Genomic DNA, 13,400 nt, shown 5'->3' on the forward strand with positions numbered 1-13,400 from the left:
GATGCCTCCGCTCCTACAGGCCTAACGTAATGGCCTCAATGTAAACGGCACACTGCGAGCTCACCACGATGTTGGCCAGAAGCGAAAAGCTTCCTCGAATAGGCCTGATACATAGATGCAACCGGGTTCCTATGTTCAAAAGCAGCTAGACAGTGTGGGCGAGTCCATACATAGGAGCGGGCTTGTGTCGCGAAAGGGCCGCAAAGCGGCCCCTGGGTTTCAGTGCCACACCATGAATTGTCGGGGCCGCTGCGCGGCCCTTTCGCGACACAAGGCCGCTCCTACAAAGAGCAGCATCTGCATCGCCTCAGTAGAGGTTAGGCTCCATCTCCAGCTCCACCCCAAACCGCTCCAGGATATCCGCCTGGATCTGCCGCGCCAGCGCATGCATCTGCGCCCCGCTCGCCTGGCCGTAGTTGACCAGCACCAGCGACTGCAAGCGGTGCACACCCGCATCACCGTCACGATGGCCCTTCCACCCCGCCTGCTCGATCAGCCAACCCGCCGCCAGCTTCGCCTGGCCACCGGCCTGAGGATAAGCCACCACGGCCGGGTAGTTCGCACGAATACGCTCGACCTGCTCAGCCGACACCACCGGGTTCTTGAAAAAGCTTCCGGCATTGCCCAGTTCCAGCGGGTCTGGCAGTTTTTCGCGGCGAATGCTGCAAATGGCATCGCTGATCGCCTGCGCGGTCGGTGCGGTTACGCCCTGCTCCGCGAGGCGCTGACGCACCGGACCATAGTCCAGGTGGGCCTGCAGGCTGCGGCTCAAGGCAAAACGCACGCGCAGGATCAGCCAGCGCCCTGGGTTGCGCTTGAACAGGCTGTCGCGATAGCCGAAGGCACATTCTGCCAAACCGAAGTCATGCAGTTCGCCAGTCTCACGGTCCAGGGCAGTCAGGCCGGCAAACACGTCCTTGATCTCTACCCCGTAGGCGCCCACGTTCTGCATCGGCGCGGCGCCCACCGTGCCAGGGATCAGGCTGAGGTTTTCCAGCCCGCAATAACCCTGCGCCAGTGTCCACTGCACGAACGGGTGCCACGGCTCACCGGCCTCGGCCTCTACCACGATGTGCTCACCATCGTCGCTGAGCACGCGGCGGCCACGGCTGGCCATGTGCAGCACCAGCGCATCAATATCGCGGGTCAGCAACAGGTTGCTGCCGCCACCGATCACCAGCACCGGCACCCCTTGCCGCTGCGCCTGGCCCAGCGCCAGGCGCACCTGCTGATCATCGTGCGCCTGGCTGAAAAAACGCGCCTTCACGTCGATGCCGAAGGTGTTGTACGGTTTGAGCGATACCTGCTCCTGCCACGGCGCTGTCATAGCCGCCCCTTGATTTCCAGCACCAGTGCCTGGCACGCCGCCTCGACCAGGTCGAGCACCTGCTCGAAGCCGTCGGCGCCACCGTAGTAAGGGTCAGGCACTTCATCCAGCTCTGCACCATAGCGGCGCAGGAACAGGTCGAGTTCGCTCACGGCGGTGTGCGGGCGCAAGGCGCGCAGATCGCGCAGGTTGCTCTCGTCCATGGCCAGGATAAGGTCATAGTCGGCAAAATGCGCCGCCTTGACCTGCTGGGCACGCTGGGGCGACAGGTCGTAACCGCGCGCCAGCGCCGCCTTGCAGGTGCGGCTGTCTGGCGCCTTGCCGACATGCCAGTCGCCGGTGCCGGCAGAAGCCACATGCACCCGGTCGGCAAGCCCGGCAGCCTGCAATTGATGGCGCAGCACGCCTTCGGCGGTGGGCGAGCGGCAGATGTTGCCCAGGCAGACGAACAGGACGCGCATCAAGCCTCCAGCAAGCGCCGCACGCGCTCAAGGTCTTCAGGGGTATCAACGCCCACGGCCGGCGCCTCGATGGCGTCCTCGACGTGAATGCGCACGCCGTGCCACAAGGCACGCAGTTGCTCCAGCGCTTCGGCCTGTTCAAGCCAGCATGGGCCCCAACCGACGAAGTCATGCAGGAAGCCGACGCGGTAGGCGTACATGCCGATGTGGCGGCGATACGGCACGCCTTCCGGCAGCACGCTGCGGTCCTTGGCAAAGCCATCGCGGGCCCAAGGCAGCGGCGCACGGCTGAACGTCAGGGCCAGGCCGCTCTTGTCGCTCACCACCTTGACCGCATTGGGGTTGAACAGGGTTTCCGGCTCATGGATCGGCTCGGCCAAGGTAGCGATGCCGGCCTCTGGATGCGCAGCCAGGTTGGCCGCCACCTGGTCGATGATCACCGGCGGGATCAGCGGCTCGTCGCCCTGCACGTTGACCACGATGGCATCAGCCGGCAAGCCCAGATGCGCAGCCACTTCGGCCAGGCGGTCGGTGCCTGACTCATGGTCGGCGCGGGTCATCAGCACTTCGGCGCCGAACGCCTGGCAGACCTCGAGGATACTGGTGTCGTCGGTGGCGATGACCACACGGCTGGCAGCACTTTTGCGCGCCTGCTCCCACACATGTTGCACCATCGGCTTGCCGGCAATCGCCAGCAGCGGCTTGCCTGGCAGCCGAGTGGAGCGCAGCCGGGCGGGGATCACCACAGTGAAGTCCAGGCTCATTTGTCCAGACGCTCGTCGTCGGTCAGGGTGCGCGCCTCGCTTTCCAGCATGACCGGGATGCCGTCGCGGATCGGGTAGGCCAGGCCGGCGCCCTTGCTGATCAGCTCGGTCTTGTCGGCACTGAGCTTAAGCGGGCCCTTGGTGATCGGGCAGGCCAGGATATCGAGCAGTTTGGTGTCCATTGGAGGCTTCCTTTAGGCCAGTTGGCCGGAAATTGAAATCGGGCTCAGGGCTTGCGCAGCAGGCGTTGCAGCTGGTTGTCGAACCAGGTGCTGAAAGCCGGGGTGGGCTGCGCCTCGACGGCCAGGTACCACCAGTCGTCAGCGGCGAAGGCCCGGCATTTCACCGCATCCTTCTCGGTCATCACCAGCGGCAGCGGCGGGCTGAAGGCCAGGTTACGGGCGCTGAACTGTGCATGGTCGGCGAAGGGATGCGGCACCGGCTGCCAGTTTAGCCCCAGCAGGGTATTGAAGAAACGTTGCGGGTTGCCGATACCGGCCACCGCGTGCAGGCGCTGGCCTGCTGGGAAATGGTCGAGGGCTCGACGCTGGCCGCTGCGCAGGTTGACCAGCGCGGAAGGTTGCAGGCAAAAACCAAAACCATCGGCGCGGTCGGCACTGGCACCGTTGAACAGCACCGCGTCAGCGCCTTGCAGGCGTTCGGCCGGCTCGCGCAAAGGGCCGGCCGGCAGGCAGCGGCCATTGCCCAGGCCCCGGGCGGCATCAATCAGCACCAGTTCCAGGTCGCGGGCCAGCCGATAGTGCTGCATGCCGTCGTCGCAGAGGATCAGGTCGAGCGGTTCGCTGGCCAGCAACGCCTGCACGGCGCGGGAGCGGTCAGGGTCGATCATCAGCGGCACACCGGTACGCTGCACGATCAGCAGCGGTTCGTCGCCAGCCTGATCGGCCGGCTGGTCGGCCTGCACCCGCCAAGGCAGCTGTGGCGGCTTGGCACCATAGCCACGGCTGACCACGCCCACCTTCAGCCCCTGCTGGCGGCAGTGTTCGATCAGCCAGAGGATCATCGGCGTCTTGCCGGTGCCGCCCACGGTGATGTTGCCCACCACGATAACCGGCACTGGCGCCCGGTAGCTGGCACTCTCACCACTGAGAAAACGTGCCCGCTTGCGCGTGACCACGCGACGGTACAACGCCTCCAGCGGGCGCAGTAGCGCCAGGGCGGGGTGCCCGGCGTACCAGGCGGCGAGTAAACGGTCGGCGAAGGCCATCAAGGCGTGCCCTGGGCCGCCTCGACGGTGGTCATGCGCAACTGGCTGAAACCGAGCTTGCCGGCGGCGTCCATTGCGGTGACCACAGCCTGGTGCGGGGTCTTGCCGTCGGCGCTGATGGCCAGCGGCAGCTTGTTGTCACCGCCCGACTCACGCTCGATGGCCTCGCTCAAGGTGGCCAGGTCGCTCTTGGGCAGCAGGTGGTTGTTTACCGAATACACGCCGTCGGCGCTGATGGTAATTTCCACCAGCTTGCCCTGATCGGCCGGCGCCTGTTCGGCGCTGGCAGCTTCGGGCAGCTCGACGCGCAGCTGGGTCTCGCGGGTGAAGGTGGTGGTAACCACGAAGAACAGCAGCAGGACGAACACCACGTCGATCAACGACGCCAGGTTGATGTCGACGTTCTCCCGCTGGCGATTGCGCCGGAACTTCACGCCTTGCCTCCGGCCACTTCCACTTCACGGTCGCCCTGGATCACTTCCACCAGTTTGATCGCCTCTTGCTCCATGCCCACCACCAGCTCATCGATGCGGCGCAGCAGGAAGCGGTGGAAGAACACTGCCGGGATACCGACCATCAGGCCGGCGGCAGTGGTGACCAGGGCCTTGGAGATACCACCGGCCAGCACGGACGCATTGGCAGTCATTTGCGAGCCCATGAACGCACTGAAGATGTCGATCATGCCCAGCACGGTGCCCAGCAGGCCCAGCAGCGGGGCCATGGCGGCGATGGTGCCGAGCGTGCTGATGTAGCGCTCCAGTTCGTGAATGACGCGCGAGGCGGCTTCCTCGATGCACTCTTTCATGATTTCGCGGCCATGGCGCGAGTTGGCCAGGCCTGCCGCAAGGATTTCGCCCAATGGCGAATCGGCGCGCAAGGCCTTGAGCTTGTCACTGGTCAGTTGCTTGTCCTTGATCCACATCCACACCTGGCCCAGCAGGTGCGGCGGGGTGACGCGACTGGCGCGCAGGGTCCACAGGCGTTCGACGACGATAGCCATGGCAGCGATGGAACTCAGAATGATCGGCAGCATCATCCAACCACCGGACTTGACCAATTCCCACACAGTAAACGCCCCTTCGCAAAAAGGCCGCCACTCTACCATAGGCGCGCCGAGGGCTCATCTGCCGGAGGTCAGGGAATTGGGGTTGGGTGGGCATGCCTTGAGCTGGTGTCAGGGCAGACAAGTGCATGCCTTTGGTTTTTCAGGGCCTGTGAGATCGAGCGCCGCCCGCGCGGCGCATCGCCGGCAAGCCAGCTCCCACATCTGTTTCGGGCCAGTCTCTCCTGTGAATTTACCGCTGCCCGCCTTGGTTGGTCCCTTTGATGCCGAAGGCATCGATTCTGCTTTTCATCCATATCCAGTCATGCGCCAAGGGGCGCGCGCCCAATGGGCAGGAATAACTGGCCCGAAACAGATGTGGGAGCTGGCTTGCCGGCGATGCGCCGCGCGGGCGGCGCTCGATCTCACAGGCGCTGAAAATGTCATGGCATGCACCTGCCTGCCTCCCCCTCACTCTGCTCGAACCCGCCAAAACCGCCGCTGCCCCCTCATACCCTCAACCTCTCCCTGCCGCCCCAACACCAACCGCAATGCCCCCTCCACCGCCGTATCATGCATCACCACCCCATGCCGCCCATACCGCTCCACCACTTGCACATGCGGATGCCCGAAGCTGTTGTTGCGCCCTCGCGAAATCAATACCCCACGCGGCGCAGTAGCCCGGATGAACGCCTCGGTGGACGAACTGCGGCTGCCATGGTGCGGTGCCTGCAACCAGTCGATACGCGGCGTTTCATGGGCCGCCAGCCAGGCCCGTTCGGCAGCAGCTTCCATATCCCCCGCCAGCAGCAAGCGCTCGCCCTGGGCCTCTACCAACAGCACACAGGAACGGTCATTGCTGCTCTGCCCGGCCGCCCAGCGCCACAGCGAAAAGCGCACGCCATCCCAGTCCCATTGCTCGCCACTGGTACAAGGCTGCAATGGCACTTCTTCCAGCGCCTCCCCGCCGATCAGCCGCCTGACCGGCAGACCACGCTGTATGGCCGCAGCACCGCCCGCATGGTCGGCATGCGCATGGCTGATCACCATCGTGTCCAGGCTGCCCACCCCCAGCTTGCGCAAAGTCGGCAGCACCACCCGCTCCCCCAGGTCGCTTTCGCCCCTGGCCGGCCCGGCGTCGTACAACAGGTTGTGGTGCCGAGTACGCAACAGCACCGCCAGCCCCTGGCCGACATCCAGCTGCCACACCTCGACCTGGCCGAACGGCACTGGCTCCCTGGGCACCCACAACGCCAGCAACATGACCCCACCCAACCCGCGCAAAGGCACGCCGCGGGGCAGCAGCACCAGCAGCGCACCCAGCAATACCAGCAGCCAGGCCCACAATGGCAGAGCCGGCGCCACCCACGCCGGGCGCTGCTGCGCCACCAGCGCCAGCAGCCGGAACAGCCCATCCAACAGGCCACCCGCCAGCCATAGCAGCGCCTCCCCTACCCCGCCCAGTGGCAGCAGCAACGTACCCAGCAGTGCCAAAGGCAGCACCGCCAGGCTCACCCAAGGCACCGCGACAAGATTGGCCAGCGGCGCGCTCAGGCTCACCGGCAAACCCGTGGCCAACAACACCGGCAACAAGCCGATGGCGATCACCCATTGGGCGCGTGTCCAGGCTTGCCAGGGCCGCCAGCCCCCTAGCCGGGCACTGAAGCAAAAAATGAGCGTGGCCACGGCCGTAAATGACAGCCAGAACCCAGGCAGCAGCGCCGCGAGCGGTTCGACCAGCAGCACCGCGACCGCCGCCAGCAACAGCGGCAGCATTGCACCGAGGTGGCGAAAGCGCAGGCGCCACAACAGCACTACCGCCAGCATCAGGCAGGCGCGCTGCACCGGCACACCGGCACCGGCCAGCCCGCCGTAGGCCAGCGCCGCCGCCATGGCCAGGCCACACGCCCAGGGCAGCCACGGTAACCGAGCGGGCCACAGCCCCCAACGCGCCAGTCCGGCGACCAGGCCATACAGCAAACCGGCCACCAGGCCGATGTGCTGGCCAGAGATCACCAGCAGGTGCACCGTGCCGGTGGCCTGCAACGTCTGCCAGTCCTCCCGGGCCAGCCCTGTGCCGTCGCCAAGCACCAGTGCCACCAACGCGGCCTGCCGGCCATTGGCTTCGACCGCCAGCAAACGCTGGCGCAGCACATCGCGCCAACCACCGGTTACCGGCGCCAGCAGTTGCCCGGCTTTTACCGTACCGGTGGCGCCCACCCGCCGCGCCAGCAGTTGCGCTTCCCGGTCGGGCCCATGTGGGTTGAGCAGCCCGGCCGGGCGCTGCAAGGTCACCGCCAGCCGCCACTGCTCGCCCGCCCGTAGCGGCGGCCCGTCAAACCAGCTCAATTGCAGCCGTTGCGGCAGTTCGGCCCGCCGCGAGCGCGCCGCCTCCAGCTCGAAGCGAACACCCTGCGCCGTTCGGGGCGGCAAGCCGACTACCCGCCCCTCCAGCCATAAGGTGCGGCCATCCAGGCCGACGGCCAGGCGATCATCCACGGCCTGCTGAGCAGACCAACATGCCCAACACAGGCCCAGCAAAAAGCAGCCCAACGGCCAGGCGCGGGTACACAGGCTGACGACAGCAAAGGCCGCCAGCGCTAGCAGCCAGCCGACCGATGGCAATGCGGGGAGAAGGCCCAGGCACAACAGCCCGAGCGCGAGCGCAAACATCCCTGTGCGCATGAGGTAGAGCTCCAGAAGGTAAATCACCCCCTGAGGCATAGCTCAATTGCCGGCAATGCTTGCTCAACAATTGTCACAAACTCTAAACGAGGCTGCGCTGGATTAAAGGCATACTGCCCTGATCAACGCTCCGGGAGCCTACATGCCGCGCCGAATTTTCAAACGCTACATGCCGGACCCGACCAGCATTCGGGAACACAAGTCGTTACGCTTTTTCGGCAAGCTGCTGCACGACCCCAACCTCTGGCACCTGAACCGCCATTCGGTGGCGCGGGCCATGGGCGTGGGCCTGTTTGCGGCGCTGATTCCCATCCCCATGCAGATGCTGCTGGCGGCGGCGCTGGCAATCCCGGTCCGCGGCAACCTGCCGATCGCCGTGAGCCTGGTGTGGCTGACCAACCCGCTGACCATGCCGCCGGTGTTCTTCGTCACCTACATGACCGGCGCCTGGCTGATGCAGGTGCCGCCGCGCACTCTGCCCGACGCACTGACCTTCGAGTGGATCACCGACCAGCTTGCCACCGTGTGGCAGCCGTTCCTGCTGGGTTCGGTTGTGTGCGGGGTGGTGCTGGGCATTGCTGCTTACTTCACCACCCTGCTGTACTGGCGCTGGTGGATTGGCCGGCAGTGGCGCCGGCGCAAGCTCAGATGTTCACAACAGGGCTCATGCACGCATGCCGCGGCCACTGACCAGCAGGCGGATGCACAACGTGTAGAGCACCGCAGTGGCGACCAGCATGAAGGTGATCGCCGTGCCAATGCTGATATCCGACACCCCTAGGATGCCGTAGCGGAACGAGTTGACCATGTGCAGCACCGGGTTGGCCAGCGACACGGTCTGCCAGAACGGCGGCAGCAGGTTGATCGAGTAAAACACCCCGCCCAAGTAAGTCAGCGGCGTCAGCACAAAAGTCGGAATGATCGAGATATCGTCGAAATTGCGTGCAAACACGGCGTTGACGAAGCCCAGCAGCGAGAAGATGGTGGCCGTCAGCAGTACCACGACCACGGTCACACCCAGGTGGTGCACCTGCAGGTCGGTAAAGAACATCGACAGGATGGTCACGATCACCCCAACCGCCAAACCGCGCAGCACGCCGCCCAGTACATAGCCGACGAGAATGGTGTGCGGCGACACCGGTGACACCATCAGCTCTTCGATCGAGCGCTGGAACTTGCTGCCGAAGAAGCTCGACACCACGTTGCCGTAGGAGTTGGTGATCACCGACATCATGATCAGCCCCGGCACGATGTACTGCATGTAGGTGAAACCACCCATGTCGCCGATCTGCCGGCCGATCAGGTTACCGAAGATGACGAAGTACAGCACCATGGTGATTGCAGGCGGCAGCAAGGTTTGCGGCCAGATGCGCAAGAAGCGCCGCACTTCGCGGTAGACGATGGTGTTCAGGGCGACCCAGTTGGTGCGCAGTTCCACACTCATACGGCCACCTTCGACAGGTTTTTTTCCACCAGGGACACAAACAGCTCCTCGAGTCGGTTGGTCTTGTTGCGCAGGCTCTGCACCTCGATGTTCTGCAGCGCCAGCTGCCCAAACAGCGCGGTGATGCCGATGTCCTTTTCCACTTGCACCTCAAGGGTGTGTGGGGTCAGCAGCCGGCACGGGTAGCCTTGCAGTACCGGCGCGCTGGCCAGGTCCTGCTTGATGTCGAGCACGAAGGTTTCCACATGCAGCTTGCCCAGCAACTGGCGCATGCTGGTGTTCTCGACGATGGTGCCGTGGTCGATGATGCCGATGTTGCGGCACAGCTGCTCAGCCTCTTCCAGGTAGTGGGTGGTGAGGATGATGGTGATGCCCTTCTGGTTCAGCTCGGTGAGAAAGCTCCACATCGAGCGGCGCAGCTCGATGTCCACACCGGCGGTGGGCTCGTCGAGGATCAGCAGGCGCGGCTCGTGGATCAGCGCGCGGGCAATCATCAAACGGCGCTTCATGCCGCCAGACAACGAACGCGACTGCACATCACGCTTGTCCCACAGGCCCAGCTGGGTCAGGTACTGCTCGGCGCGCTCCTTGGCCAGCTTGGGCGGTATGCCGTAGTAACCGGCCTGGGTCACGACGATGTCGAAGGTTTTCTCAAACTGGTTGAAGTTGAATTCCTGCGGCACCACGCCCAGGCAGCGCTTGAGTGCCGAGGGCTCACGGTCCAGGTCATGGCCGAACACGTTCACCGTGCCACTGGTCTTGTTCACCAGGGTGGAGAGGATGCCGATGGTGGTGGATTTGCCGGCGCCGTTGGGGCCGAGCAAGGCGAAGAAGTCGCCTTCGGCAACATCGAGGTCGATGCCTTTGAGGGCCTGGAAGCCGTTGCCGTAGGTCTTGGTCAGCTGTCGGATGGACAGGGCGGAACTCATAGCGGGTCATTTACCGAAAAAAGGTGCAGGACACGCCAGGTAAAGTCACTGGCGCAGTGAGTGCGGCCAATGGTGCAAGGCCAGGCCGCACAAGTACAGTCACATCTATTGATAATGACTATCGAAGCAGGTTCAAGTGAGCGCGGTCATCACCGCGGCTTGGTAGGCCGGGCGCTGTTTCAGGCGTTCATACCAGGCTTCCAGATGGTACATGGCCGGGCGTTCGATGGGCATTTCGAACCAGGCATAGATGAAGCTACCCAGTGGGATGTCGCCCATGCCGATCTGGTCACCGGACAGGTAGGGCTGTGTGGCCAGGGTTTCATCGGCAATGGCCAGCAATTGGGCACACTGCTTGTGCGCGGCGTTGATCGCCACCCAGTCGCGCTGGTCTTCCGACGTGCGCAGCAAGCCCCAGAACAGCGGGCGGAACGGTGCGGCGAAGGACGAGGTGGTCCAGTCCATCCATTTGTCGGCCAAGGCGCGTTGGCGCGGGTCTTCCAGGTACCAGCCCTGCTCTGCGCCGTACTCGGCGCACAGGTAGCGGACGATGGTGTTGGACTCCCACAGGGTCAGGTCGCCGTCTTCGAGCATGGGGACCAGGCCATTGGGGTTACGGGCGCGGTAGTGCGGCTCGTTGACCACGCCGAAGGCGCCGCCGGCGTCGATGGACTCGAAATCCAGGCCCAGCTCATGGGCCATCCATAGCGCCTTGCGCACATTACTCGAATTCTTGCGGCCCCAGATCTTCAGCATGGCAACGTCCTTATGAAATGCGGTGGTGGTGCAGTCTACTCCAGACCTTCGGCGCCTGTACCGGCCCTTTCGCGGGCACGCCCGCTGCCACAGGATCACCACAATCTTCACGCCACCGGTATTCCTGTGGGAGCGGGCATGCCCGCGAAGAGGCCGGTACAGACGAACAAATGAACTGAAACTCCCGCTGCCACACCCTGTCACTGTTCTGAAGCTGCCGTTCACAGCATTGCGTCTAAGCTGTCTGGGACGGCTCAAGCCCCCTGGTTCCAAGGAGGACCGATTATGTTGCTGTTGTGGTTGGTGGTGCTGGTGATCGGCGCGGCGTACCTCACGCACCGGCGCCTGGCGCCCTTGCAGATTCTCGGCATCATGGCGGCCTATGTGCTGCTCATGGGCATTTTCAGCAGTGCGCCCGGCTGGCTTCTGGCTGTGATCTGGATCGTACTGGCCTTGAAGATCGCCCTGGTTGCGCTCCCGGAGTGGCGCCGCAAGGTGTTCACCGGCCCGGTATTCAGCTGGTTCCAGCGCACCCTGCCGCCCATGTCGCAAACCGAGCGCGAAGCGATCGATGCAGGCACAGTGTGGTGGGATGGCGAACTGTTCAGCGGCCGCCCTGACTGGCGCACCTTACTGGCCTACCCGGCACCGAAGCTGAGCGAAGAAGAACAGGCCTTCATCGACGGCCCCACTGAAGACCTGTGTGCCATGGTCAGCGACTGGCAGATAGGCCAGGACCTGGACCTGCCGCCCGAAGCCTGGGATCACATCAAGCAGCATGGCTTCTTTGCGCTGATCATTCCCAAGGAATACGGCGGCAAAGGCTTCTCTGCCTACGCCCATTCGCAGGTTGCGATGAAACTGGCCACCCGCAGTGGCGACCTGGCCTCCACGGTGATGGTGCCCAACTCCCTGGGCCCGGCCGAACTGTTGCTGCACTACGGCACCGACGAACAACGCAACCACTACCTGCCACGCCTGGCTCGCGGCGACGAAATCCCCTGCTTTGCCCTGACCGGCCCGCTGGCCGGCTCCGACGCGGGGGCCATGCCCGACACCGGCATCATCTGCAAGGGCCAGTGGAACGGCGAAGAAGTACTGGGCCTGCGCCTGAACTGGGAAAAGCGCTACATCACCCTGGGCCCGGTCGCGACCTTGCTGGGCCTGGCCTTCAAGGCCTACGACCCGGACCAACTGCTGGGCGAAGAGGAAGAACTGGGCATCAGCCTTGCGCTGATCCCCACCGACACCCCCGGTGTCGAAATCGGCAAACGCCACCTGCCGCTGGGCGCCGCTTTCATGAACGGGCCCAACAGCGGCAAGGACGTGTTCGTGCCGCTGGACTTCCTCATCGGCGGCCAGGCCATGCTCGGCAAAGGCTGGATGATGCTGATGAACTGCCTGTCGGTGGGCCGCTCGATTTCCCTGCCGGCAGTCGGCACCGGCGCCGCCAAGTACACCAGCCTGGTGACCGGCCAGTACGCGAATATCCGCGAGCAGTTCAACGTGCCGCTGGCGGCCTTCGAGGGCATCCAGGAATCGCTGGCACGCATCGGCGGCAACGCCTGGCTGATGGACAGCGCCCGCCTGCTGACCGCCAAGGCCGTGGACCTTGGCGAAAAGCCTTCGGTACTGTCGGCAATTCTCAAGTACCACCTGACCGAGCGGGGCCGCGAATGCATCCAGCACGCCATGGATGTGCACGGCGGCAAGGGCATCATCATGGGCCCCAACAATTACCTGGGTCGCAACTGGCAAGGGGCGCCGATCTTCATCACGGTCGAAGGCGCCAACATCCTTTCGCGCAACCTGATGATCTTCGGCCAGGGCGCCATCCGCTGTCACCCGTTCGTGCTCAGGGAAATGGCCCTGGCCGGGCGTGAGGACCGTGACCAGGCGCTGAAGGAATTCGACGACCTGCTGATGAAGCACATCATGTTCGCCGCCGGCAACGCCGCCAGCACGCTGGTCTTCAACCTGGGGCTCGGGCGCTTCGAACCGGTGCCTGGGGACACCTTGAGCCAAGGTTACTTCCGTGCCCTCAATCGCCAGGCTGCCGCCTTCGCCCTGCTGGCCGACCTGTCGATGCTGCTGCTGGGTGGTGCGCTCAAGCGCCGCGAACGCCTGAGTGCGCGCCTGGGCGATGTGCTCAGCTACCTGTACCTGGCCAGCGCTGCGCTCAAGCGCTACCACGACCTGGGCTCGCCCGAGCACATGCAGCCCCTGCTGCGCTGGGCCATGGAAGAAAGCCTGGGCCAGGCGGAAAAGGCGCTGGACCGGCTGCTCGACAACTTCCCCAACCGGTTTGTCGGTTGCGCACTGCGCGTGTTGGTGTTCCCCTTCGGCCGCCGTCATACAGGGCCGAGCGATGAGCTGGATGCCGAAGTGGCGGCGCTGATCGGCCGCAGCAAAGGCGACCCGGCGTTGGAGGAATTGCTTGCCGGGTGCTTCAGGCCACAAGCCGAGGGCGACCCGGTGGCGGCACTGCAACGGGCTTGTGATCTTCTGCACGAGGCTGCGCCACTGCACACAGTGCTGCATCAGGCAATCAAGGAGGGCAAGGTACAGCCAGCACCTGGGCAGTCGGCCATCGATGCGGCCGTCGAGAGCGGTTCACTGCAAGCTGGCGAGGGGCAACGGTTGCATGCGGCGGAACAGGCACGCCGGGCCGTGATCGATGTGGATGCATTCGACAAGGCGCAACTGCTGCCGGAACAGGGCAAGGTGCGATGAAACCGGGGCCGTTTTGCGGCCCCTTCCCCAA

13 protein-coding genes are annotated in these 13,400 nt (G+C 64.5%); 2 read left to right on the plus strand and 11 right to left on the minus strand.

The annotated features are described in order from the left end of the window. Positions 1 to 307: 307 nt before the first annotated feature. The 8 genes from murB to N805_RS15065 form a co-directional block, all read right to left on the minus strand. Positions 308 to 1,327: a UDP-N-acetylmuramate dehydrogenase gene (murB, locus tag N805_RS15030; RefSeq protein ID WP_028614018.1), complete on the minus strand. Its 1,020-nt coding sequence runs from the start codon at positions 1,325 to 1,327 to the stop codon at positions 308 to 310. Then, positions 1,324 to 1,788, minus strand: a complete 465-nt coding sequence (locus N805_RS15035) for a low molecular weight protein-tyrosine-phosphatase (RefSeq protein ID WP_028614017.1) — start codon at positions 1,786 to 1,788, stop codon at positions 1,324 to 1,326. Before N805_RS15035 ends, murB begins: the two co-directional genes overlap by 4 nt. Continuing rightward, positions 1,788 to 2,552 carry a 3-deoxy-manno-octulosonate cytidylyltransferase gene (kdsB, locus tag N805_RS15040; protein ID WP_028614016.1) on the minus strand — a complete coding sequence of 255 codons (765 nt, stop codon included), beginning with the start codon at positions 2,550 to 2,552 and terminating at the stop codon, positions 1,788 to 1,790. Before kdsB ends, N805_RS15035 begins: the two co-directional genes overlap by 1 nt. Further along, a complete protein-coding gene (locus N805_RS15045; protein ID WP_003247142.1) occupies positions 2,549 to 2,734 on the minus strand; it encodes a Trm112 family protein in 186 nt (61 codons plus the stop codon). Before N805_RS15045 ends, kdsB begins: the two co-directional genes overlap by 4 nt. A gap of 44 nt (positions 2,735 to 2,778) precedes the next feature. Further along, the gene (gene lpxK / locus N805_RS15050) at positions 2,779 to 3,780 is read right to left on the minus strand and encodes a tetraacyldisaccharide 4'-kinase (protein ID WP_028614015.1); all 1,002 of its coding nucleotides are present in this window, start codon (positions 3,778 to 3,780) and stop codon (positions 2,779 to 2,781) included. Then, entirely contained in the window at positions 3,780 to 4,214 is a 435-nt protein-coding gene (locus tag N805_RS15055; protein WP_028614014.1) for an ExbD/TolR family protein, read from the minus strand. Before N805_RS15055 ends, lpxK begins: the two co-directional genes overlap by 1 nt. Further along, a complete protein-coding gene (locus tag N805_RS15060; RefSeq protein WP_028614013.1) occupies positions 4,211 to 4,846 on the minus strand; it encodes a MotA/TolQ/ExbB proton channel family protein in 636 nt (211 codons plus the stop codon). The genes N805_RS15055 and N805_RS15060 overlap by 4 nt, the downstream gene beginning before the upstream one ends. A 447-nt stretch (positions 4,847 to 5,293) precedes the next feature. After that, positions 5,294 to 7,507, minus strand: coding sequence for a DNA internalization-related competence protein ComEC/Rec2 (locus N805_RS15065; protein ID WP_019473810.1), 2,214 nt, complete (start codon positions 7,505 to 7,507; stop codon positions 5,294 to 5,296). Between the two features lie 142 nt (positions 7,508 to 7,649). Between N805_RS15065 and N805_RS29915 the strand changes: the two genes are divergently transcribed. After that, positions 7,650 to 8,288, plus strand: coding sequence for a DUF2062 domain-containing protein (locus tag N805_RS29915; RefSeq protein ID WP_019473811.1), 639 nt, complete (start codon positions 7,650 to 7,652; stop codon positions 8,286 to 8,288). Here the strand turns inward: N805_RS29915 and N805_RS15070 are convergent. The 3 genes from N805_RS15070 to N805_RS15080 all read right to left on the minus strand — a co-directional run bounded on the left by N805_RS15070 (position 8,172) and on the right by N805_RS15080 (position 10,636). Further along, on the minus strand, positions 8,172 to 8,951 hold the full coding sequence (locus tag N805_RS15070; protein ID WP_016500910.1) for an ABC transporter permease: 780 nt from the start codon (positions 8,949 to 8,951) through the stop codon (positions 8,172 to 8,174). The two genes, N805_RS29915 and N805_RS15070, sit on opposite strands and share 117 nt — an antisense overlap. Beyond that, complete coding sequence (locus N805_RS15075) at positions 8,948 to 9,880, minus strand: ABC transporter ATP-binding protein (RefSeq protein WP_019473812.1); 933 nt, start codon at positions 9,878 to 9,880, stop codon at positions 8,948 to 8,950. The genes N805_RS15070 and N805_RS15075 overlap by 4 nt, the downstream gene beginning before the upstream one ends. A gap of 132 nt (positions 9,881 to 10,012) precedes the next feature. Next, positions 10,013 to 10,636 (minus strand): glutathione S-transferase, encoded by a 624-nt coding sequence (locus N805_RS15080; protein WP_019473813.1) that lies wholly within the window; start codon positions 10,634 to 10,636, stop codon positions 10,013 to 10,015. A 285-nt stretch (positions 10,637 to 10,921) separates the two neighbouring features. On the opposite strand from N805_RS15080, the gene N805_RS15085 reads away from it, so the two are divergent. Beyond that, positions 10,922 to 13,369, plus strand: coding sequence for an acyl-CoA dehydrogenase (locus N805_RS15085; protein WP_019470644.1), 2,448 nt, complete (start codon positions 10,922 to 10,924; stop codon positions 13,367 to 13,369). Positions 13,370 to 13,400: the final 31 nt, after the last annotated feature.

This window comes from Pseudomonas putida S13.1.2, assembly GCF_000498395.2.
Taxonomy (GTDB): domain Bacteria; phylum Pseudomonadota; class Gammaproteobacteria; order Pseudomonadales; family Pseudomonadaceae; genus Aquipseudomonas; species Aquipseudomonas putida_Q.